The 22,612-nt window shown below is 62.3% G+C and carries 14 protein-coding genes; 7 read left to right on the forward strand and 7 right to left on the reverse strand.

Annotated elements, in window-relative coordinates; translation table 11 throughout:
- Positions 1 to 1,324 precede the first annotated feature (1,324 nt).
- Both A6A03_RS01340 and A6A03_RS01345 read right to left on the reverse strand, forming a co-directional pair.
- Complete coding sequence (locus A6A03_RS01340; RefSeq protein WP_066782836.1) at positions 1,325 to 2,245, reverse strand: DUF58 domain-containing protein; 921 nt, start codon at positions 2,243 to 2,245, stop codon at positions 1,325 to 1,327.
- A complete protein-coding gene (locus tag A6A03_RS01345; protein WP_066782837.1) occupies positions 2,217 to 3,428 on the reverse strand; it encodes a hypothetical protein in 1,212 nt (403 codons plus the stop codon). The genes A6A03_RS01340 and A6A03_RS01345 overlap by 29 nt, the downstream gene beginning before the upstream one ends.
- Before the next feature lie 151 nt (positions 3,429 to 3,579).
- Between A6A03_RS01345 and A6A03_RS01350 the strand changes: the two genes are divergently transcribed.
- Positions 3,580 to 4,935: an NAD(P)H-dependent oxidoreductase gene (locus A6A03_RS01350; protein WP_066782838.1), complete on the forward strand. Its 1,356-nt coding sequence runs from the start codon at positions 3,580 to 3,582 to the stop codon at positions 4,933 to 4,935.
- Entirely contained in the window at positions 4,932 to 5,783 is an 852-nt protein-coding gene (locus A6A03_RS01355; protein WP_066782840.1) for an NAD(P)-dependent oxidoreductase, read from the forward strand. Before A6A03_RS01350 ends, A6A03_RS01355 begins: the two co-directional genes overlap by 4 nt.
- A gap of 27 nt (positions 5,784 to 5,810) precedes the next feature.
- Here A6A03_RS01355 and A6A03_RS01360 read toward each other — a convergent pair whose 3' ends face one another.
- Together A6A03_RS01360 and A6A03_RS01365 are read right to left on the reverse strand one after the other, a co-directional pair.
- Positions 5,811 to 6,509, reverse strand: a complete 699-nt coding sequence (locus tag A6A03_RS01360) for a response regulator transcription factor (protein WP_066782842.1) — start codon at positions 6,507 to 6,509, stop codon at positions 5,811 to 5,813.
- Positions 6,506 to 8,929, reverse strand: a complete 2,424-nt coding sequence (locus A6A03_RS01365; RefSeq protein WP_245668752.1) for an ATP-binding protein — start codon at positions 8,927 to 8,929, stop codon at positions 6,506 to 6,508. The genes A6A03_RS01360 and A6A03_RS01365 overlap by 4 nt, the downstream gene beginning before the upstream one ends.
- A 215-nt stretch (positions 8,930 to 9,144) precedes the next feature.
- On the opposite strand from A6A03_RS01365, the gene A6A03_RS01370 reads away from it, so the two are divergent.
- From A6A03_RS01370 to A6A03_RS01390, 5 genes are all read left to right on the forward strand, one after another.
- The gene (locus tag A6A03_RS01370) at positions 9,145 to 9,396 is read left to right on the forward strand and encodes a ribbon-helix-helix protein, CopG family (protein ID WP_066782844.1); all 252 of its coding nucleotides are present in this window, start codon (positions 9,145 to 9,147) and stop codon (positions 9,394 to 9,396) included.
- Positions 9,393 to 9,743 carry a type II toxin-antitoxin system PemK/MazF family toxin gene (locus tag A6A03_RS01375; RefSeq protein ID WP_066782846.1) on the forward strand — a complete coding sequence of 117 codons (351 nt, stop codon included), beginning with the start codon at positions 9,393 to 9,395 and terminating at the stop codon, positions 9,741 to 9,743. Before A6A03_RS01370 ends, A6A03_RS01375 begins: the two co-directional genes overlap by 4 nt.
- Positions 9,744 to 9,875: 132 nt before the next feature.
- Positions 9,876 to 10,922 carry an amidohydrolase family protein gene (locus A6A03_RS01380; protein WP_066782848.1) on the forward strand — a complete coding sequence of 349 codons (1,047 nt, stop codon included), beginning with the start codon at positions 9,876 to 9,878 and terminating at the stop codon, positions 10,920 to 10,922.
- Positions 10,923 to 10,934: 12 nt separating this feature from the next.
- Positions 10,935 to 11,711: a metal-sulfur cluster assembly factor gene (locus A6A03_RS01385; protein ID WP_066782850.1), complete on the forward strand. Its 777-nt coding sequence runs from the start codon at positions 10,935 to 10,937 to the stop codon at positions 11,709 to 11,711.
- Between the two features lie 13 nt (positions 11,712 to 11,724).
- Entirely contained in the window at positions 11,725 to 12,768 is a 1,044-nt protein-coding gene (locus A6A03_RS01390) for an NAD(P)-dependent alcohol dehydrogenase (RefSeq protein ID WP_066782852.1), read from the forward strand.
- A gap of 99 nt (positions 12,769 to 12,867) precedes the next feature.
- Here the strand turns inward: A6A03_RS01390 and A6A03_RS01395 are convergent, their stop codons facing one another.
- The 3 genes from A6A03_RS01395 to A6A03_RS01405 form a co-directional block, all read right to left on the reverse strand.
- A complete protein-coding gene (locus A6A03_RS01395; RefSeq protein ID WP_066782854.1) occupies positions 12,868 to 13,710 on the reverse strand; it encodes a peptidase associated/transthyretin-like domain-containing protein in 843 nt (280 codons plus the stop codon).
- 349 nt (positions 13,711 to 14,059) lie between these two features.
- Entirely contained in the window at positions 14,060 to 20,389 is a 6,330-nt protein-coding gene (locus A6A03_RS01400; RefSeq protein ID WP_066782856.1) for an SdrD B-like domain-containing protein, read from the reverse strand.
- A gap of 133 nt (positions 20,390 to 20,522) precedes the next feature.
- Positions 20,523 to 21,581, reverse strand: coding sequence for a cobalamin B12-binding domain-containing protein (locus tag A6A03_RS01405; RefSeq protein ID WP_066782858.1), 1,059 nt, complete (start codon positions 21,579 to 21,581; stop codon positions 20,523 to 20,525).
- Positions 21,582 to 22,612 lie beyond the last annotated feature (1,031 nt).

Raw genomic sequence — 22,612 nt, forward strand, 5'->3', positions numbered from 1 at the left:
AGGGGCCAGTTCACCCTCACCCCCGTCCCCTCTCCCGCAACGCGGGAGAGGGGCGCTGCTGCCTTCCGCGCGAGCAGTGCCTGTCTCTCCCAATCGGCGGCTCCTCCTCTCCCGCCGTCAGGTGGGAGAGGGGGCCGGGGGGTGAGGGAAAACCAGCGCATCGCAAAGCCTTCAACTATATCTACGCTCATGCGTTCTGTCTACCCTTGAACCCGCTGGGAGCGAGGTAAGCGCTCTCCTATGATCATTGCGCACCGCCGCTCTCCATTTGTCATTACGAGCCGCCGGACGGCGGTAAAGCAATCTCCCGCGAGCACGGTCGATGCTGGCCCCCACCCCCAACCCCTCCCCCGCTGGGGGAGGGGCTAGCATCCCCGCTCTTCAGTTATCATTGCGCACCGCTGCTCTCCGTTTGTCATTGCGAGGGAGTGGCGGCGCCTAGCAAAGCTAGGTACCGCCCGACCGAAGCAATCTCCCCCTTTGGCGGAATGGGTGACTGAGCGCACCACTCCCGTGCTCGGAGGAGATTGCTGCGCTGCGCTCGCAATGACAGCGGTTGATGGCTGGGCGAGGGGCCAGTTCACCCTCACCCCCGTCCCCTCTCCCGCAACGCGGGAGAGGGGCGCTGCTCCCTTCCGCGCGAGCAGTGCCTGTCTCTCCCACTCCGCGGCTCCCCCGCTCCCGCCGTCAGGTGGGAGCGGGGGCCGGGGGGTGAGGAAAAACCAGCGCATCGCAACGCCTTCAACCATATCTACGCTCATGCGTTCTGTCCGCCCTTGAACCCGCTAGGGTGCGGGGCAAGCGCCGCCACTCTCCATTCGTCATTGCGAGCCGCCGGATGGCGGCGAAGCGATCTCCCGCGAGCACAGTCGATGCTGGCCCCCACCCCCAACCCCTCCCCCGCTGGGGGAGGGGCTAGCACCCCCGCTCTTCAGTTATCATTGCGCACCGCTGCTCTCCGTTTGTCATTGCGAGGGAGTGGCGGCACCTAGCAAAGCTAGGTACCGCCCGACCGAAGCAATCTCCCCCTTTGGCAGAATGGGTGGCTGAGCGCACCACTCCCGTGCTCGCAGGAGATTGCTTCGCTCCGCTGCGCTGCGCTCGCAATGACAACCGCACACCCGCTCCCCGCTGAAATGTACCCCTCCCTCCCCCGGAGGGGGAGGGCTGGGGTGGGGGCTTATGTTGGGGCGCAGGGAATGCAGCGGGTGAAGGACGAGCAAAAGATCCTGCAATTCCCTGCACCTTTGCGCCTCTTTGCGCCCTCTGCGTCTTTGCGTGTTGGCCTTAGCCCCTCCCCCGCCGGGTGAGGGCCAGCACCTCCCTACCCCAAAAACCGGCGCATCCGCAAAAACGGGATGATTTGCCGTTCGAGCGGCCAATCCACCATCACTGGCGCGTAGGCGATCCCGCTGGCGGCGCAACGCTGGGCTAGCGCGGCCCGCCATGCTTGCGCCGCTGCCCGGTATGACGCCAGCGTCTCGTCGTCGAGATCGAGCGCCAGCCGTTCACCAGTCTCGCTATCGACCAGCTCGAGCGGGCCGTGCAGGTTGGGCGCGACTTCGGCTGGGCTCAGCAGGTGCAGCGCCATAACTTGCCAGCGTGGGGCCGGTAGATACTGGGCAATCGTTTCGATGGGCATCGGGGTTAGGAGATCGGAGATCACCAACGCTAACCCGCCTTGTGGCCGTCGCTGTGCCACTTGCTGCGCCGCCTGCGCTAAATCGGTCTGGTGGCCCGGCGCCAGTGCGCGCAGGCTGCGAAACAATCCCACTGCCAGCGCTTTGCCGCGGGCCGGCCCAAAGACCGGCGTTGCTGGCGCGCCGGCTACGACCGTGACTTGATCGCCGTGCGCCAATGCCAGATACCCGATCGCGCCGGCTAGTTGGATCGCCAACCGCAGCCGGGCCGGTTCGCCCGTCACCATGCTGCGCGACGTGTCAACGAGCACGCTCACCGCCACCTCTTGCTCGATCTCGCCCAACCGCACCAGCAGGTGCTCTTGGCGGGCGTAGGCATGCCAATCGAGATAGCGCGGGTCGTCGCCATGCACGTAGGGGCGATGGTCGTTGAAAATGGTAGCCGGCATCTGCTGGCGGCTGGGGTGTTGGCCCACGATCGGCGTGCCGCGCAGCGTGCGCTGCGCTTGCAGACTCAGCCGTTCGAGCCGGCGCAAGAAGGCTTCGTCAAACAGCGGCGGCTCGGTGGCAGCCAGTTTACGGCGAAAAATAGTTGCGAACCACATCGCGTACATCCGTGGGAATGCGTAGCGGATCGTCGGCGGCTTGCACAGGGCCGCTGGCGCTGCCGCCGCTCGACCGGATCGACAATCCACCCGGTTGGTTGCTGCCGGGTTGGCCCGTGCTCGTCCCCTCAGCCGGCACTTGGCCATCACCGCTGCTTTCGAGCTCGAACGGCCTGCCATCGGTGCCGAGCGGGCTAAACGCTTGCTCGCGGCGCTGGCTGCCGGGAGCATTGCCGGCCCCGCCGCCGCCGCCATCAGCCACCGGCGCGGCTGGTTGGCGTTCAAGCGCATCAGCCAGTGCCTCAACTCCAGCAGCGCCGGCCAGCGCATCGCCGAATTGCAGCGCGTCAGCCGTGGCCCGCATCTGATCGGCTAGATCGGGCCGCGCCTGCGCTATTTCGCGCGCCGCTTCGCGCAACGCTTCAGCGATCGCTTCCCGCGCTGCCGGCGAAATCTCGCCCATCTGATCGGCCAGTTCGCGCAACGCATCAGCCGCGCCGCTGATGTCACCCCGATCCAACGCCTCAGCCGCCGGGCGGGTGATGCTCTGATCGCGCAACGCATCGGCCAGTGCCGACAGCACTCCCGGATCAGTCCCGCTGGCAGCGATTGGCTCCCCGGCGGGGGGTGGCGGCTCTGGTGAGGGCGCTTCGACCACTGGATCGGGCTGGTTTAAGGCCGGCAACGGCTCGGCGCTGCCGACCGGCGGGATCGGTGGACTGACCAGCGCCTGCAAGCCGGCCAGTACTAGCAGTAACGCACCCAACATGAACGCATCCGGCCAGAGCGGTCGCCGGGTTCGTTTGACATAATGTTGAATGCGGTTGGTACTCTCTAGGGCTTGCTGCGCGAGTTGGGCCGCGACCCCGCTTGGCGCGCCGTTCAATTCCAGCGCGGTACTCAATTGCTCCTGCAACTGAAACCGGCGATCGAGCCGCCGGGCCGCGATCGGGGGCGTTAAGCGGAAAAGCAGCGCCTGCATACCGCCAATCACGGCGCTGCCGGCAATGATCCAGCCGAGGAGTGCCGGCGGTAGTGACGGGAGGCCCAACACGGGCAAGATGGCGCCAATACAGGCGATGATGAAGCCGGCGCTGACAACGCGCACCAGCGTTTCGATTGCGTGCTGGCGCCAGCGTTGGGCGCTGAGTTGGCGGAGCTGTTGCGCAAGTTGGTGTTGCATACTGGCAGTGTACCACAATCTGATCGGGTACAATATGACACGCCGATGAGTTTTTGGGAGGGGGGGAATAGGGAGTAGGGATGTGGGGGAGATGGTTCATTTCCGCCGGTCTCTTTTTCCTGCGCTGCTGTCATGAATGAGGAGAAGCGATATGAATGATCTGCTCGCGCTGCTGGCCCGCCGGGTGGCCGAGGGTCGCCCGTTGCGGGTGGGCTTGATCGGGGCCGGGAAGTTTGGCACGATGTTTTTGGCGCAGGCCCGCCGGGTGGCCGGGTTGCACGTGCTGGGGGTGGCCGATCTGGCGCCCGATCGGGCGCGGGCGGCGTTGGCGCGCGCTGGCTGGCCTGCCGAACAGTACGCAGCCGCGTCGCTGGCCGATGCGCTGAAGACTGGCGCGACATACGTGGGTGATGATGCGGCGGCCTTGATCGCTGCCGATGGCCTCGATGTGATTGTAGAGGCGACCGGCGCGCCGGCGGCGGGAGTGGCGCATTGTTTGCTTGCAATCGAGCACCGCCGCCACATTGTGATGGTGAATGTCGAAGCCGATGCGCTGGTGGGCCCCTTGCTCGCTCGCCGCGCCGCCGAGGCCGGGGTGGTCTATTCGCTGGCCTACGGCGATCAGCCGGCCCTGATCGCCGAACAGGTGGAGTGGGCGCGGGCTTGTGGCTTCGAGGTGGTTTGCGCCGGCAAAGGCACCCGCTATCTGCCTCATTACCACCACAGCACGCCAGAGACGGTCTGGCAGTATTACGGCTTGAGCGCCGAGCAAGCGGCGGCTGGCGGCATGAATCCGCAGATGTTCAATTCCTTCCTCGACGGCACCAAATCGGCGATCGAGATGGCGGCGGTGGCGAATGCCTGCCATCTGCCCCCGCAGCCGCACGGCCTTGCCTTCCCGCCGTGCGGGGTCGATGATTTGCCCCACGTCTTGCGTCCGCGTGAGGCGGGTGGTCAACTCACCCACGCCGGCACCGTCGAGGTGGTCTCGTCGCTCGAACGCGATGGCCGTCCGGTCTTCCGCGATCTGCGCTGGGGCGTCTATGTGGTCTTTGCCGCGCCCGACGACTACGTGCGGCGTTGTTTTGCCGAATATGGTCTCGTCACCGATTCGAGCGGCGTCTACAGTGCGCTCTACCGGCCTTACCACTTGATCGGCCTTGAGTTGCCGATCTCGGTGTTGCGGGTGGGCTTGCGCCATGAGGCGACCGGTTGCCCGCAGGCGTTTTTGGGTGATGTGGTAGCGGTCGCCAAGCGTGATCTCGCCGAGGGCGAGGCGCTCGATGGCGAGGGGGGCTATACCGTCTACGGCAAGCTGATGCCGGCGGCGGATTCGGTGGCTGCCGGCGCGTTGCCGATCGGTCTCGCTCACGGCATCCGCACTCTGCGCCCGATTCCGGCTGGGGCCGTCGTGCGCTGGGATGATGTCGCTTACGAAACGAACCATCCGACCGTGCGCTTGCGCCGGTTAATGGAGCGCACGATGGCGCCGGGGGTGACCCAATGACAGTGGCGTTGCTTGGTCTTGGCTTGATGGGCCGGCCCATGGCCCGCACCTTGCTGGCCGCCGGCTGGCCGGTGATCGGCTGGAATCGCTCACCGCTCGATCCCGCCCTCACCGCCGGGATTCCGCTCGCGGCGACGCTGGCCGAGGCCGCGCAAGCCGAGACGCTCATCCTGATGCTGAGCGATTCGGCAGCGGTTGACGACATGCTCGCGCGGCTCGATCCGCTGTTGTGGGCCGGCCAGTTGGTGATCGATATGGGCAGCTCCGATCCGCTCCGTTCGCCAGCGCATGCGGCGGCGTTGGCGGCGCGCGGGATTGGCTGGGTGGATGCGCCGGTGTCGGGCGGCCCGGAAGGGGCGGCGGCGGGTACGCTGGCAATTATGGTTGGTGGCGCCGAGGCGGACGTGGCGCGGGCATGGCCGATCTTGAGCGCGTTGGGCCGCCCGACCCACGTTGGCCCGGCTGGGGCCGGCCACACGGCCAAAGTGATTAACCAGTTGATCGTTGGGCTAACGATCCAAGCGGTCGCCGAAGCGACGGCGCTGGCCGAGGCGTATGGCCTCGATCCGGCGCTGCTCCGCGCCGCGCTGGCCGGCGGCTTTGCCGACTCGAAGGTGTTGCAGATCCACGGCGCGCGCATGGCGGCCCGGCGCTACATCCCCGGCGGCAAAGTGACGACGCAGCTCAAGGATCTGCGCATGGCGGCGGCGATGGCGGCGGCGGCGGAGATCGATCTGCCCCACCTGCGCGATACCATCACCCGTTACGAGACGTTGGTCGCCGGCGGGTACGGCGACCTTGACCATTCGGCCTTGCACATGTTGCTAGCGCAAAAGACGACCTCGTAGGGACATTGCAGCGCAATGTCCCTACCGTCACGACGGCGACGATACCGCGCCGGAGGCGTCGTTGAACCGGTAGCCGACGTGCGGTTCGGTGATGATGTAGCGCGGGTGGGCGGGATCGGGTTCGAGTTTGACCCGCAGCCGCCGGATGACGCCTTTGACGTAATCGGTTGCGTCGGCGTATTGCGGCCCCCACACCCGCTGCACAATTTGGCGCGCTGTGACCACGCCGTTGCGGTGCGCCACTAGTTCGGCCAGCACGGCGTATTCGATCGGGGTTAAGCTCACCGGTTGGCCTTGCCGCAAGACGATCCGCCGGGTGGTGTCGATCACCAGATCGGCGCATTCGATCAGCGGCTGCGGGGTGCGGCCGCGCCGTAACACGGCCCGAATCCGGGCCAGCAATTCGCTCAGCCGGAAGGGTTTGACCAGATAATCATCGGCCCCGTTGTCGAGCGCAGTGACAATATCGGCTTCCGCGCCTTTGACACTCACGACGATGATCGGCGTTGCGCTCTGCTGGCGAATCTGCTGGCAGACGCCAATCCCGCCCAATTTCGGCATCACCAGATCGAGCAGCACCAGATGCGGTTCTACCTGCCGGAACGCCGCCAGCGCCAGCTCGCCGTCGTGCGCAGCGGCTACCTCGTAGCCTTGCGCCCGCAGCGCTGGCGTGATCGCGGCGACAATCCCCGGATCATCATCGACAATCAGAATGCGCTGTTTCATGCTGGCCTGTCCTCACCCAGCCACGCTGGCGGTTCGTCGTTCACCAGCGGTAACACGATCCGGAACACGCTCCCGCCTCCCGGCCGGTCGTCAACCCAAATCTTGCCGCCATGAGCGGTGACGATGCCGTGGCAGATCGCCAACCCAAGCCCGCTGCCGCTGCGGTGGCTGCGCCGGTCGCGTTCGAGCCGGTAAAACCGTTCAAAGATGCGCTGCCGCTCGGCTGGCGGAATCCCCGGCCCGCGATCGCTGACGCTGATTACCAATTGGGTGCTGGTGCAGAAGGCTTCCACCGCGATCGGCCCCGCCGGCGGGCCATAGTTGTGCGCGTTTTCGATCAGATTCCACAGCACTTGCGTCAATAAGATCGGATCAATGTAGAGCAGCGGCAAGGTGGGCGAGATGAAGGTTTCGATGCGGCACGCCGGATCGTGCTGGCCGAAACTCGTCACCACATCCTTCACCAGTACCGCCAGCTCAACCCACTCGCGGTCAATCGGCAAGGCGCCGGCTTCGATCCGCGACAGATCGAGCAGTTGATCGACAAACCGGCTGAGGCGGGCGGTTTCGCGAGCGATATTGCACAGCAAGGCCCGGTTTTCGGTCACTGAAACGGCGTGCTGGCGGTCGAGCAGATCCTCAACTGAGGCGCGGATGGCGGTCAGCGGCGAGCGCAGATCGTGCGAGACGCTGGCCAGAAAGGCGCTCTTGAGCTGGTTGGCTTGCCGCAAGGCTTCGTTCTCGCTTGCCATTTGTCGCAGGCGCGCATTGCTCAGCGCCAACCCCAATTGTTGCGCGATGGTGAGCAGCAAGCTCAAATCTTCGCCGCTGATATGGCGGTGTGCGCGGCTGCCGATTACCAGCACGCCGGCGCTAGTGGCATTCACTACCAGCGGCAGCGCCACCAGATCGCAAAAATCGGCTAACGGCCACGGCAGTGGTTCGGGTGCGGCGTGGCGCCGGCAGAGCCACACCGGCTGGCCGGTGGCGAAGACGGTCTCGATCAGGGCTGACATCTGCGCCTGATCGATGGCGCTTGGCGGCGGGCCGGCAACGGTGAGGCGCTGGTCTTCTTTCAGTGCGATCAAGCCGGCATCGAGCCGGGTGAGGGCAAGGATGCGTTGGACAACCGCGTCAAGTTGCCGTACCGGATCGAGCAGGGTGCTGAGGAAAAAGACCAGCGAGTTCATGACCTCGGTTTGGGCGGCATAGGCTTGCAAGTCGGTGTAGAGCCGGGCGTAGCGCAGCATTGCCGCGCCGTGCGCCGCTAACGTTGCGCCGCATTGTTGCTCCGTCGCCGGCCATGCTTGGGCCGGGCGCGTCACCAGTATGACCCCGCCAATATCATGGAGTGGAAATCCGGCCAGTTGTGGTAGCAGATGCGGCATGTGAACAAACGGTTCGGGGCACGAACGCCATGCTAACGCGACCGGATCACGCACCGCCGTTTGCAAGAGTGCCAGCGCCTGCTCTCCCGCTTCTCCCGGTACAGTCCAGAAATAGGCTTGCGGGCGATCAATCGATGCGCCTTCAACCAACGCCACCCCAGTGGCGTCGAGCAGGCGGCCCATCTGTTCGGTGATCACCGCCGGCGTGTACAGCGGATCAAAGGCGTTGCTGATGGCGCGCATCGCCGCCGCGAGCCGGGTGGCGCGATCAGGCCGGGCAGCCGCCGTCTGAGCGTGGGTCTCGCTCGCGCTGGGTGGCGTCCAGCCGGGGAAGGTGCGCGGGGGGCGGGCCGGTTGTCTGGCCCATTCCAAGCGGTAGCGGCGCTGCACTTCGGCGGCGGCAGCCGCGAGTACGCCGGTGAGGAATGGCCGCGCCAAGCGGTAATCGCCGGTAATATCGAGCACGCCGATCAGCTTGCCGTCATCAGGATGAATGACCGGCGCGGCGGTGCAGGTGACATCTTGCCAGCCGCTACAGTAGTGTTCGGCCCCCACCAATTGCACCACCCGTCCGGTTGCCAGCGCGACCCCGATCGCGTTGGTGCCGGCCACCGCTTCGCTCCAGTTGCTGCCGGGCAGCAACCCTTTGCGCGCCAGCCGCCGGCGGCAGTGCGGATCGCCGTCCACGTCCAGCAAGGTGCCTTCGGCGTCACTGAGTGCAATCACATACCCGGCATCGCCGAGCGTGACCCGCAGCCGGGCGAGGATCGGGCTCGCTGCGCGCAACAAGGTGGTGTGCCGCTCACGGAGCTCGGCCAATTGCCGATCGCTGGCCGTGGCAAAGCGGGCGAGCTGCACCTCGGCATTGACCGCCAGCGTCCGGCAACGCTGCCACGAATCGCGGATCACCGCGCGCATCGGCGAGAGATCAACCTCGCCGCTGGCGAGGAATTGCTCGCGCAACGCAGCCATCCGCCAAACCAGCGTCTCAAGGTCTCCCGGAGCGGCAATGTGCAGCGGTGCTTCGCTCATAGCGCCTCCCTGCGCCAGTGCGTTTGATGCCAGCGTGGATACTCTGGTTATACCATGCCGCACCCGCACCCGTCTACTCATGCCGCCGGTTTTTTCACCGCTTTTTCACCGCGCAACCAGTTGGGTCGAAAGTGACGCGCTGCATTGACAAGAAGCGCCAGCAATGCTACAGTGTAGATAGATCAGTAAACAAGAATGTAGAGGGATGTGTTGCCATGTCTACGACAACTATTCGTATTTCGTCCGCAACTCATGCCTTGCTTCGTGATCTCGCTCAGCAGCGTGGGGTTTCGATGCAAGCTGTGCTTGAAGCGGCGCTTGAACACTATCGCCGCCAACAGTTGCTTGCCGCAACCAATGCGGCCTATGCAGCATTGCGCACCGATCCGGCGCAATGGGCTGAATTGGAACGCGAACGGGCAGTGTGGGATCAAACCATTGCTGATGGCTTAGCGGATCGCGTATGACCATACTCTTGCCACATCGCGGCGAAATCTGGCTGGCTGATCTGAATCCGACTCGTGGTCACGAGCAAGCAGGCCAACGGCCCGTATTAATTGTCTCAACCAATCTGTTCAACCACGGGCCGGCTGGATTGGTGCTCGTTCTACCCCTTACTCGCACTGATCGCCGCATTCCGCTGCACATTCCGATTGATCCGCCAGAAGGCGGCGTCGTGGCGCGCAGTTTTATCTTGTGCGACGCTATCCGCTCAATCGCGAAAGATCGGCTTGGCCCGCGCCCATGGGGAACTGTCTCGGCTGCGACATTGCGGAAAGTGGATGATGCGCTGCGGATCCTGCTCGAATTGTAGGCCGCCGGTTTTTTCACCGCTTTTTCACCGCGCCCCCGCCCTTCTCCTGTTACGATGCTCTCAACCCCACATGCAGCCAATCAACCGTCACGATGGTGGTGACCGGCATGTCATCGGAGACAGGAGGAGTGTATGTACCGCACTGCTGATGGCCGCGAGATCTTCGTCATTGATGCCCATACCCATCTGTGGGACGCTAGCCCGGAGAATCAGCGCGGCAAGTTGGGCAAGGGTTGGATCGACTGTTTCTACGCTTACCATAAGAATCTCTCGCCGCCCGATAAGGTGTGGACGCTCGAACACTACGAGCGCTATTCGGTCGAAGATATGGCTCGCGACCTCTTTGTCGAGGGCTATGTCGATATGTGCATCTTGCAATCGACCAATCTGTTCGAGTTCTACCACACCGGTTTCAACCCGATCGAGCGCAATGCCCAGCTCAAAGAAGCCTTCCCGGAGCGTGTCATTCTCAATGGCTCGTTTGACCCGCGCCACGGCGAAGACGGCCCGCTCGGCCTGAATGCGTTGCGCCAAGCCAAGCAACAATACGGCATTCAAGGCGTCAAGCTGTATACCGCCGAGTGGCATAACGGCTCGCGGGGGTGGAAGCTGAATACCCCCGAAGCCTACCGCTTCTTTGAAGAGTGCGAAAAGCTCGGCATCACCAATATTCATATTCACAAAGGGCCGACCATCTGGCCGCTCGACCGCGACTCGTTCGATGTGGCCGATGTTGACTATGCGGCCACCGACTTCCCCGGCCTCACCTTTATCATCGAGCATTGCGGCCTGCCGCGCCTCGAAGACTTCTGCTGGATCGCGACCCAAGAGACGAATGTCTGGGGCGGTCTGGCCGTGGCCCTGCCCTTTATCCATTCCCGTCCGCGCTATTTCGCCGAAGTGATGGCAAACCTGCTCTACTGGCTCGGCCCCGACAAGTTGACCTTCGCCAGCGATTACGCGCTGTGGACGCCGGGTTGGCTGGTTGAGAAGTTTATGGCCTTTGAGCTGCCGGAAGACCTTGAGGCCGAGTTTGGCGTCAAGCTGACGATGGAGACCAAAGAGAAGATTCTCGGCCTGAATGCGGCTCGCCTCTACGGGATTGACGTGGCAGCGAAGAAGGAGCAGTTGCGGAATATGCCGGTTGTGCTCGACGGCGCCGCGCCGGCTACCGTCTGAAAGGAATTGCCGATGCCGACCCTTGCCGAGATCAATCGCGCGCTGAACGAGGTCTATGATCCCGAACTCGACACGCCGATCACCGAATTGGGCTTTGTCAACGAGGTGCAAATCGCTGACGGGCACGTCACCGTTACCTACACTGTCCCTACCTTTTGGTGTGCGCCCAATTTCGTCTTTATGATGTCGCAAGACATTCGTGATGAAGTCGGGCGGGTGCCGGGGGTCACACAGGTGACGGTGATCGTCCGCAACAACTGCCTCGAAGACGAGATCAACCGGGGTGTCAATGCCGGGCGCAGCTTTGCCGAGACCTTCCCCGCCGATGTCGATCAGAACGCTGATCTGGAAGCATTGCGCCACACCTTCACTGTCAAGGGTTTTCTGGCCCGGCAAGATGTCTTGATCCGCCGGATGCGCCAAGCCGGTTTGGCCGATAGCGCGATCTTGGCGCTGCGGATCAGCGATGTGATGGTGCAAGGCGACGATCTTTTCCTGCAAACGACGCCACTACAGTGGGTGCCGCTAGCGGCTGCCGATCTGCTCCGTTACCTGCACAAACGCCGGCGCTTGCAGCTTCCGGTGAGCGCAGATACACCGCTCTTCACGACCGTTGACGGGCAACCGATCGCTGAAGCGGAATTGGCCGCCTACCTACGCTACTCGCGCTCGGCCCGCCTCAACATCGCCTTCAACACTAGTCTGTGTGAAGGCTTGTTGCGCGCGCAGTTCTTCCCCGAACGGCAACACGACTATTCGAGCGTTGGCGACCGCCTGATGATTGGATAGAGAGGACAAACCTATGCGCGCTGCTCGTCTGCACGAGTACGATGAACATCTCAACGTCCAGCTCCAACTCGACGATGTGCCGCTGCCCAAGATTACCAAACCCGGCGAAGTGATTGTGCGCGTCGGCGCGGCGGGCCTATGCCGCACCGATCTGCACATTATCGAAGGGGTGTGGAAAGACATCCAAGACCCGCAACGCACCTTGCTGCCCTACATCCTCGGCCACGAGAATGCGGGTTGGGTGGAAGAGGTCGGCCCCGGCGTCACCTCGGTCAAAGTCGGCGATCCGGTGATCTGCCATCCGTTGCGTTCGTGCGGCGTCTGTCTCGGTTGCCGGCGCGGTGAGGACATGTACTGCGAGCACGGCAGCTTTCCCGGCCTCAACTGCGATGGCGGCTTTGCCGAGTACATGCTGACCAACGAACGGGCGCTGATCAAGCTCAACCCCAACGTAGCGCCGGTCGAGGTCGCGCCGCTGGCCGATGCCGGCATTACCGCCTACCGGGTCGCCAAGAAAGCGGCCCGCAAGCTCACCCCCGGCCAATATTGCGTCATTCTCGGCGTTGGCGGCCTTGGCCACATCGCGCTGCAATCGGTGCGTGAACTGTGCGGGGCGCGGATTATCGCGGTTGACCGGTCAGAAGCGGCCCGCAAGCTAGCCCGCGATCTCGGTGCGCACTACGTGCTCGACGGCGGCGACACGATTGTGCAAGAGGTGAAAGATCTGACGCGCGGCGGGGCGCATGTGGTGATCGACTTCGTGGGTGAATTGGGGGCCGAGCAGGTCTCGTGGCAGATGCTGCGCCAAGGCGGCACCCATTATGTGGTCGGCTACGGCGGCGCGGTGCATGTGCCCACCGTTCACATGATCATCACCGAAATCGCGATCGAGGGCAGCCTTGTCGGCAACTACGTCGAACTGGTTGAACTGATGGAACTGAATGCCGAAGGGCGGGTCAAGCTGCACGGCCAGCAATACCGGCTGGATCAGATCAATCAAGCGATCGACGACTTCAAGAACCGGCGGATTGCCGGGCGGGCGGTGATTGTGCCGTAAACAAGATGATATGGCATACGGCGGCGTAGCTGCCGTATGCCTCGCTTCGCAACAGACGGGCAGGTGTACAACCTGCCCGTCCACGCTGCCCATCCTCTTTTACTTGTCAGACGAACCTTTCCCTGTCAACAACGCGTGCAGCAACTCCTCATCGGTCGCTGGCGGCGGGGTACTGAGCAGCTTGGCAAGGAATTGCTCATCTGCCGGCGCCGGGGTTGCTTGCCGCCGGCTAGGCCAGAACTGCAGCCCAAGCCCGCCCGCGAGCAAGAGGAACCCAACCACAAACCAGAACTGGGCGTTAAACGGGATCGTGGTCGCTGTGCGCGGCAAGTGGGCGGGTTGCTGGCTCGTGGCGGCAGCGGGGTCATCGACAACACCAGTATATGGTAGCTTGGGCGGAATCACCGCCGGCAGTTCAGGCGCCACCGCTACTGGCGCAATGGTCGGCACGGCGGTTGGCACTGCGGTCGGCGCTTCGATAGTGAAGGCCGGCGCTGCTGGTTCGGCTTGACCCGGACTCGTAAAGAACAGGTGGGCAACCACCGTATCGCCGGGGCCAACCGCAATCGTCAACGGCGCCTGCGCTGGTGATCCTTGCTCGTCGGTGAGTTGCAATGCGAGGGTGTAGAAACCGGACTCGACCCAACGATCGTAATTGCCATTTTGATCGCTATACACAACCGCATCACTGATCTTGACCGCAATCTGGGCCGCTGGCGCGTTTGTACGCAGATCGATAATCGTGCCGGTGACACGACCCATCGGGACGGGGGGGGGTGAACTGGCCGGTACAATCGTCACCGGTGCAATGGTCGGGCGCGGCGACGGTTGCAGCGCTGGCGCGGCGGTTGATGGCGTCGGCAGCGGCAAGAGGGTAAACCCAATGACCATCGCAATCACACCGCAGATCATCATGCTATAGCTCATCATTCGACGTTGCATACGCAACTCCTTGCGTGTTTTGCGCAATTTCTACTTCAGCGAACGCACCCAACCATTACCACGATCACCATTATAGCAAAGAATATCTTCGCTTCACACGATCATAATGATGTTGCCAAATCATCTATCGTGCGAGTGGCATCATAGTTTTATCGCTATCATCAAGCGCAACGCGCACCTGAGCGCGATAAAACCATGCTGCAAGTATGCTAAGGCGTAAAACTTGCTGCCCTTTCTTGGAGTGCGGCAGGAGCCTACCGCACTCCATCCGAGATAATGATGGTGAGAGTGAAACCAGCGCGATGGTCTAGTCATTGTTCACTGCTGGCATCACGCTACCGATCGCCGATCAATCACCGATCAAGACCGTTACTTGAGCCCGGTTGTTGGTTTCATTCGCCTCTTCCACGGCACCGAATGGACTGCGTTCACCACCATCAGGGCTCCGGTTCCAGCTATCGGCATAGACATAGATGGTGTTGACGCCACGTGGTAGCCGTCCACTCCACGTTGGTGAGCTGGCCGCCGGATCGTAGCCAAAGGGATTCGTTGGGCTACGGGGGAAGCTGTTTAGCGTCACACTCTCACCGGGTTGGAGCGTGCCTTCAATGTACCATGCCACCCCTTGCCGTGATAGCTCATTCCACGGTTCGTTGACTTCTGGCGGGCGCGACGGATTGACATAGAGATCAACCCAGAACTTGCTAGCCGGTTCGCGCCCAATGTTCGTGACCGTCACTTGGAAGCGCACCGGTGTGTCGGCGTTTGTTCTAGCCGGGATGGCTTGAATGCTGACGATCAGATCCGGTGGAATTTGGGCAACGGTCATAGGCAAGAAGACCAGCACCCGCTGATAGTAGCCCATATCAACGACTGCCTGTTGTCCGGCAGCAAGGGTCAAGGTCGCAACTGGGCCATCGCTATCAGTGGCATCGTCGCCGATGTTGGGTTGGGCCGGTAAGTAACCGCGCCGGTCGGTGAAGGTGACAGTTACCTCACCCGGCGGCAATCCGGTTACGCTATATGCGCCGTTGACATCAGTCGTGGTTTGCACCGTTTGCGGATTGCCGGGCAGCAACGTAGGTGTATACGTGACCGTCACTTGCACGCCGGCGAGCCGTCCGGTTTCGCTTGGATCGCGCTGGTTATTCTCGTTGGTGTCGAACCACGCAATCCCGCTGACCCCGCCGGTGCCGCGCAGACCGGCATCAACGCTGCCAAGCGCCTGTCCGCTGAGGATAGTGAAGGTTGCAGTTGTGCCGTCGCTGCGGAAATCGTTGTCATTATCGGTCGTCAGTGATCCGCTACCGTTATTGGTCGTTGTATAGCCAGCCGGCAACGTGAGTAGCAGCGAGTAGGTTCCCGGTGTTACGGCATTGAAGGCATAGCTGCCATTGGCCAGCGTTTGGGTGGTCGTGATCGTGTTGCCGCCGCTGTCGCGCAGCGCAATCGTCAATCCCGGAATACCCGGTTCTTCTGCATCGCGCAGGCCATTGCCGTTGGCATCGAACCAGACCGTATCGCCGATCGCAGTGGTGCGGTAGAGACCGAAGTCAACTGCGGTTGTGCTTGCGCTGAGGGTGAAGCTCTCGCCGGCGGCATTGCTATCGGTTGCCGGGTTGCTACCCTGATTGGCAGGTGAGAGCAGATAGCCAAACCGGCTCACCGACTGGATCGTGACCGTGCTGCCCGGCGGGATGTTGCCGATGGTGTAGTTGGGGCTCAAGCCGCTAGCAGCGGTTGAAACGGCGCTGAAGGTAAATGACGGATTCGTCGAGTTGATCACGCCGCCACTTGTTGCCACCTGCACCGTCACCGTCACCCCATCGAGCGCTTGCTCACCGCTCTCTTGGATACCGTTGGCGTTTGTATCTTCCCACACCAAATCGCCAATTGACAACGCGCCGCGCAGGCCAGCATCGATATAGGTCATCGTTGCATTCGATGCGACGGTGAAACCGGCTGTACAGCTTGTGGTTGGATCGACATCGCTGTTATTGTCGTCGATCAAGGTTGTGCCGCGGGTGGTGAAGACAAAGCCGGTTGGCGCCGTGACGCAGAGCTGATAGCTCGCGTTGGTCAGTCCAGTCGGTTCGATATTGGTGATCGAGAACGCGCCGTTGGCATCGGTGGTGACCGGCGCGCTCGGCCCGCTGCTGCTGCCGACCAATCGCACGCTGACGTTTTCCATCCCCGGCTCGCCGCTATCGAGCAAGCCGTTGCTATTCGTGTCAAACCAGACCGTACCGGTGATTTGAGCCGGACGGTAATAGCCGAAGGGAACCGGATCGGGCGTTTCACCGCTCAAAACTAAGCCAGTGCTAGCAGTGCCGGTATTGCCCGGCGAGCGGCTGAAACCGCTCGGATCGGTGGGAATGGTGAAGGTGTAGGTGCCGGGAGGCCCGCTGAATTCGACGATACCGCTCAGGTTGGTGATCTGGGTATCAGTAATGGGCCCGCTCACATTCACTGTCACTAAGCGCAGGCCCGGCTCGCCACTCTCAAAGCTGTTATTGACCGTCACCGTCTCATTGAAGACGCGGGCGCGCACAGTGACGTTCTGATAGTAGCCTTGGTCGCGGCTGGCGGTGGCGCCGGGTGCAAGGGGTTGGTTGGTCAGTTCGGTTAGGCCATCGCTGTCGGTCGCATTAGCTCCCACATCGGCCAGCGTCACTTGATACGGCGGCGTTGCAGCGGGTGGGGTAAAGGTGAGCGAGAAGCTCACTTCACTTGCCGCGCCGCCGGGGAGGCCGGCAAAGCTGTACGCGCCGGCGCTATCGGTGGTTGCCGTGCGGGTGATGGTTGTATTCAGATTGGTGAGATTAATAGTCGCGCTCAGGTTGACCGTCACCCCAGCCAAGCCCGGATCGCCGGTGCTTTGGCCGTCATACGCCCGATCAACGAAGGCAATGCCATTCACCGTGCTACGGCCAACCATCGCCGCCCGGCGCGTTGTGGTCGAGCCATCGGTCACAGTAAAGAGATCAGTGCGGCCATTGTCACTTACAATCGCGGCCACATTGTTATCGCCAGTATTGGCAGCCACAAAGCTGAAGTTGGCTGGCGCCGGGTTGACAAACTCCAGCCGGTAGCTGCCGCCCTCAACGTTGGTGATCGTGAAATTACCGCTGCTATCAGTGGTCGTCGTCGCAACGACTGCATCCGATGCGTTGAGCAGCCGCACCGTCACCCCGTTCATCCCCGGTTCACCGGTGGCGAGATTATCAGCCGGCCCATTCACGCCATCAAAGAAGACGCGCCCGCTAACCCTGCCAAAGGTGTAGAAGCCGAAGACATTGGTTGAGCCGGGAGGGCTCGTTTCGGTCAGCGAGCTGCCACCGCTGCTCAATGGCGAGCCGGCGACCGCCACGGCCGCGGTTGAGCCGGATGACGGCAACAAGCCGCTGAGCGCCGTCGAGCTTTCATCCACATTCAACCGGTAATCGCCGGGGCGGACGGTAAAGGTCACGAGGCCGCCAGTGGTGGTGGTGCCGGTCAGCACACGGGTGCTATCGGGCCGTTCGAGCCAGACGCGCACGCCGGTGATACCGTTTTCGCCATCGTCCCACACATTGTTCCGCCCAGCCGACGGTTCGCGGAAGACACGGGCGCGAATGGTGACATTGCGGAAATAGCCTTGATCGAAGTCGAGCGTGCCGCCGGGAGCCGGCCCTGCCACGGTGACAGTGGGGCCATCGCTATCGATGGTATCATCGCTGCCCACATTCGCGTCGCTGGCAACGTAGCCGCCGGCTGGCGGAGCAAAGGCGATGGTGTAGGTGATCGACCCAGTGCTGCCGCCCGGCAAACCGGTAAATTGGTAGTTCGGCGGTGTTGCCGCGAGGGTTGCCTGATAGGTCGCCACAAGGTTCGGCAGGTTAGCCGTGACCGTCAACGTCACCGTTGCGCCGGGTAGATCAACATCGCCGGCGTCTTGCAGGTTATCAGCATTGTTATCCTCAAAAATCCGCCCGCTGACCGTGGTTTGGCCACGGAAGCCGGCGTCAATGTTGGTCAGCGAACCGTCATACGGCACCGTAAGCGTACCGGTGCTGCTGGTTGCCACGTTCCCGGCAGTGGTGACATCACTATCGCCGCCGGTGATGAACACATAGTTGGCGGTACTTGGGTTCGTGAAGCGCACCGTATAATCACCGGGGAAGATGTTGGTGAAGCTGTACGAACCACTGGTTGACGTTGTGGTGGTCGCGACAACGGCACTCGATGAATCAAGCAGCTCCACTGTCACATTGCGCATACGCGGCTCGCCACTGTTGGCCAGCCCATCGTCGTTCGCGTCGAAGAAGGCAACGCCGCTGATCCGGCCCGGCCGATAGTAGCCGAAACTCGCATCACGGATATCGCGGCTAACGAGATCGGTAAAGATCAGGCTGCCGCTATTGCCGGGGGAAGCAACGTAGCCGGAAGGCGTTGTCACCGTCACGGTATACGAACCGGGGCGCAAGTTGAAGATCGCAGTGCCGCCGATGTTGGTAGTACGAGTGGCGCTCTCCGTTCCGGTAACGTTGACCGTGACACCGCTAATGCCCAATTCGCCGCTGTCTAACGAATTATTGATCGTGACCGTTTCCCCAAAGACGGTTGCTACAATCTGCACCGGCCGGTAGAACCCAGCGTCGACGCCATCATTATTGACGCCTTGCACCGGCGTAAACGTCTCGGTGCGCCAAACATCACTGGTGCCGATGCGCGAATCAAGATCGCTGTAATCGGTGTAGGTCGCCTCGGTAGGATCAACTGGCGTGCCAGTTGGGCGCAGGCTGCCGACAAAGCCAATATACCCCGCGCCGGCGGTGGAGATGTCGAAGGTGACGTAGATCGGTTCGGCAGGCAGGCCGGTAATGGCATAGATACCACTTCCATTGCTGACTGCGGTGCCTAGTAGTACGTTATCGCTAGCACGATAGGCGCGCACGGTTACGCCGGGGATTGCCGGTTCACCGCTGTCAAAAATACCGTTGCCGTTGTTATCCTCAAATACCCGATTGCCGATGCGGGCGCGGGTCATGCCGAAGTCAACCGTTACATCTTCTGGACTGCTGTCATTGATATTCGCGTCGCGGTAGACGTAGCGATTGCCATTGCCATTGGTGGCTTCTGTGCCGGTTGACGTTCCCAACCCAACCAGCGCGCCGCCGGGCAGGAAGTTGGCTTCATCGAGCACGATCCGGTATGCCGTAGGCGTTGCGCTGAGGGGCAAATCGTCGAACAAATAGTAGCCGGGTTGGCCGTTGTTGGGATTGTTGGTCGTGACGGTGAAGATTTCGCCGCCGTCGCGGATACCGTTATTGGCCGTGCCGCCGCCGCGCCCGTCGTCAACAAAGACGATCACGCCATTGACGCCGGCTTCGCCGGGATCTTGCACCGTATCGCCATTATCGTCCAGCCAGACGTAATCACCGACAACACCTTTGTAAAAGCCGAAGAATTGATTAGTGCGGGTGTTGCTGCTGGTATTGAGCAAGAAGCCGGGGCCCGTCACATTACCCGGGGGGACGCCATCGGGTGTACCAACATCGCCGCCAATAGCATTAGGCGAATTGGCAGCGCCGAAGAGAACAGCTCCGCTGGCAAATTGGCTGGCCGGAATCACCACTTGGTAGTTCGCGCCGAGCGGTACACCGGTAAAGACGAAGAAACCGCCATCAGCCGGCTCGCTCGAACCGATGCGCTGGCGGGTGGTGGTAGTTGCAACGGTGGTGCTAGTATCGGTATTGACCAACTGTACCGTCACGCCGTTCAGCCGCGGCTCGCCGGCATCCCACACGCCGTTGCGGTTATTATCCCGCCAGACAAAGCCACTCACTGCGCCGCGAGCGAAGCCGATGTCGATGTTGTCGATATTCACGCCTCTGCCGGTGTTGGGCAACGTCGCCTCGGCATTACCGCTCACCAGCACAGCATCAGAATCGCGAATGCCGGGGTTAGGTGCGCCATCGTTAACGAAGGCTTGGGTCAGGATGTAGCCGCTTGGGAAATCGGTGGCCAGAATCCGCACCCGGTAGCCGGCGCCGGTTGGGGCCGTGTTAAAGATCGCGCGACCTTGGCTATCGGTAGTGACCGGCCCGGTCACAACGTTGCCAAGACTGTCGATCAGATACGCGGGCAGACCGCTCAGCGCCGGTTCACCGGCATCTTGAATCCCGTCAGCGTCAAGGTCATTCCACACCCGCGCTGCAATGCTGCGGGTGCCGGCGGGCGCGCCGGTATCAATCAAGCCATCGAGATTACGCAGGCCAACCCGCTGTGTCACTGCACTGCCAGAGATCGTCACAAACGAGAGCAACCCGGCATTGCCGGCTCCCGGTACCGATACTACTCGCGCACCGAGATTGCTGACCTCGATCCGGTAATTGCCGTCAGGCAGGGCGGGAAACACCACCTCGCCGTCGCTGTTGGTTGTATTGAGACCAACGATCACGCTGTCGGCGGTATAGACCGAGACCAACACGCCAGCGACGCCATTGCCCGGCCCGTCGTTATCGAGACCGTCGCGGTTGGTGTCAATATAGACGCGCACAGTCAACGTGCCGGCGGCAAAGACTGTCAATGCGGCGCCAAAGAGGGCGGTGAAAATGAGGAGAGCGATCAGAATGAGGGTAAAGACGTGTTTTCTACTGCGCCAGATCCGCTGTGCTTCAGAAACGTAGTGAGCCATACGATGCTCTCTTAGTAGAACTAGTGCGATAGGTTTACGACACACAATGCAACAACAATATCATAACTTTTTCAGATTAGTCCAGCAATAGGCAATTGATACCTCTGTCGTTTAGTACTGCTTCAGAGCGTGATTATTCATGCCCGACCAACGATCGTTGTAGTGCGATCATTCTATCGGTGTATGCGCGGGTAATCGCGGCAATCTCTGCCGGCAAAAGCTGCTGGAGCACGGCGTCATAGATCTCAAACCGGTGCAGCATGTGTTCAGGCAACACGCCGTCGTGTGGTTGCCGTTCGTTGCCCCACAGAATCTGCTCATCGAGCAACTCAGGCCGTCCGGCGGCGAGGGCTGCCTCTAGCATGCGGGTGACAAACTCATACCCAGCGCGAATCACCTCTGGCGCGCGTTCGCCCAAGGTGCGGGTGTCGGTGGGGTGTTGGAGCGCCAATTCAGTTGCGCGGTCGATGATCTGGCGGCGGCGTGCCCGAAGGGCAGGTAACGCTTCGGCGCTGTAGCTTGGGTTCGGTAAGCGAGCCGGCGGTGGGAAGGCGTTATTGGCGGCGACGACGGCAGCGGCGGCATTCGGTGCACTGAGTTGAATGTTCAAGGCTTGGTGCAAGCCGGGTTGGCGGGTAAACGGCAACCCTCCTACCATTAAGGGAATGCTATCGAGATCAGCGGCGGCCAGTGAACGCACCAAATTGGTGAGATGGGGCACATTGAAGACCATGGAGGTAGAGATGCCAACTAGATCAGGTTGGGCGGTTTTAATAGCATCAATCAAAGCCGGAATAGGCACTGCCGCGCCAAGGTAGATCACCTCCCACCCTTCGGCTTCAAAAAAGTCGGCGACCATCCGCACGCCAATCCGATGCCACTCTTCCGGCGCGCAGCCGAGTACTACTCGCCGGTTGCGGCGCGTTTTGGGCCGAAAGTAGGGGTGTAGCTCGCCCATCTGGCGCTCGATAATGGCGGTGGCTAGATGCTCTTGGGCAACTCCAATCCGGTTCGCTTGCCACAGGCGCCCGATTTCGTAGGCCGTCGGTTGGAAGATGTCGAGGTAGATGCGCGGTGCATGAATACCTTGCGCCAGCGCCTGTTCAACGACGCGGTCAGCCGCTCGTCCGCTACCTTGCAGCATTGCTTCGAGGTAGCGACGCTGCAAATCAGAGGGAATCGGAGGCGTCATTGCAGTTGTCCTCTGTATCATAAGAGCGGCAAAACCTGTAGCAGTAAACTTCTGTTGTAGTGTAAAGCGAAATGAGCGCGATAACAAGAGAAGAAATGATTACTTTGAGGCAAGATTAACGAATAGGGATTGTGCTAACAAGTGGGTTTGATAGCATAAATCTCCTAATTCTTTAACCTTTTCCCTGCTCACAACGCGGGATCGGTTGTCATGGCGAGCCGCCGTCGGGCGGCGCAGCTCATGCGGCTCCCCCTCGCCTGCCGTCAGGCGGGAGAGGGGGCGGGGGGGTGAGGGCCATCAGCCCGTGCAGCGGGTTTTTGTAGCCCCCACCCCGTACCCCTCCCCCGCTGGGGGAGGGGCGACCGGCACCCGTGGCCCCGCGCCCACTGGGGTGGGCCGTGCAGCCCCCACCCCGTACCCCTCCCCCGCTGGGGGAGGGGCGACCCGCACCCTTGGCCCCGCGCCCACTGGTGGGGGCCGTGTTGCCCCCCCCCCGTACCCCCCCCCCGCTGGGGGAGGGGCGATCCGCACCCCCAGCCCCTCTCCCACTGGGGCGGGTTTATGGGCGGACAGCACCGCGGATCCGGCGCCCGGCCCGTGCGGGTCGGGGGATCCAAGGCGGCACTGGGCCGTGTTGCCCTCACCCCTTGCCCCCTAGGGGAGTGGAGACCCTCACCCCCGTCCCCTCTCCCGCAACGCGGGAGAGGGGCGCTGCTGCCTTCCGCGCGAGCAGTGCCTGTCGCTCCCAATCGGCGGCTCCCCCGCTCCCGCCGTTAGGTGGGAGCGGGGGCCGGGGGTGAGGGAAAACCAGCGCATTGCAACGCCGTCAACCATATCTAGGCTCATGCGCTCTGTCCGCCCCTGAACCCGCTGGGGGAGGGGACAGCGCCCCTGCTCTCCGTTTGTCATTGCGCGCCGCCGGAAGTGGCGAAGCAATCTCCCGCTTCAGCGGAGTGCCTACCTAGGCGGGTGCCTCCCGTGCTCGCGGGAGATTGCTGCGGTCGGGCGGCCCCGCGCTGCGCTGGGGCCGC

It is taken from the genome of Chloroflexus islandicus, from assembly GCF_001650695.1.
GTDB lineage: Bacteria > Chloroflexota > Chloroflexia > Chloroflexales > Chloroflexaceae > Chloroflexus > Chloroflexus islandicus.

Coding starts and splice junctions, on each gene's coding strand:
- A6A03_RS01345 (WP_066782837.1), bottom strand. CDS start 3,428: ATGCAACACCAACTTGCGCAACAGCTCCGCCAACTCAGCGCCCAACGC.
- A6A03_RS01360 (WP_066782842.1), bottom strand. CDS start 6,509: ATGAAACAGCGCATTCTGATTGTCGATGATGATCCGGGGATTGTCGCC.
- A6A03_RS01340 (WP_066782836.1), bottom strand. CDS start 2,245: ATGTGGTTCGCAACTATTTTTCGCCGTAAACTGGCTGCCACCGAGCCG.
- A6A03_RS01380 (WP_066782848.1), top strand. CDS start 9,876: ATGTACCGCACTGCTGATGGCCGCGAGATCTTCGTCATTGATGCCCAT.
- A6A03_RS01375 (WP_066782846.1), top strand. CDS start 9,393: ATGACCATACTCTTGCCACATCGCGGCGAAATCTGGCTGGCTGATCTG.
- A6A03_RS01390 (WP_066782852.1), top strand. CDS start 11,725: ATGCGCGCTGCTCGTCTGCACGAGTACGATGAACATCTCAACGTCCAG.
- A6A03_RS01370 (WP_066782844.1), top strand. CDS start 9,145: ATGTCTACGACAACTATTCGTATTTCGTCCGCAACTCATGCCTTGCTT.
- A6A03_RS01365 (WP_245668752.1), bottom strand. CDS start 8,929: ATGAGCGAAGCACCGCTGCACATTGCCGCTCCGGGAGACCTTGAGACG.
- A6A03_RS01385 (WP_066782850.1), top strand. CDS start 10,935: ATGCCGACCCTTGCCGAGATCAATCGCGCGCTGAACGAGGTCTATGAT.
- A6A03_RS01400 (WP_066782856.1), bottom strand. CDS start 20,389: ATGGCTCACTACGTTTCTGAAGCACAGCGGATCTGGCGCAGTAGAAAA.
- A6A03_RS01355 (WP_066782840.1), top strand. CDS start 4,932: ATGACAGTGGCGTTGCTTGGTCTTGGCTTGATGGGCCGGCCCATGGCC.
- A6A03_RS01350 (WP_066782838.1), top strand. CDS start 3,580: ATGAATGATCTGCTCGCGCTGCTGGCCCGCCGGGTGGCCGAGGGTCGC.
- A6A03_RS01395 (WP_066782854.1), bottom strand. CDS start 13,710: ATGCAACGTCGAATGATGAGCTATAGCATGATGATCTGCGGTGTGATT.
- A6A03_RS01405 (WP_066782858.1), bottom strand. CDS start 21,581: ATGACGCCTCCGATTCCCTCTGATTTGCAGCGTCGCTACCTCGAAGCA.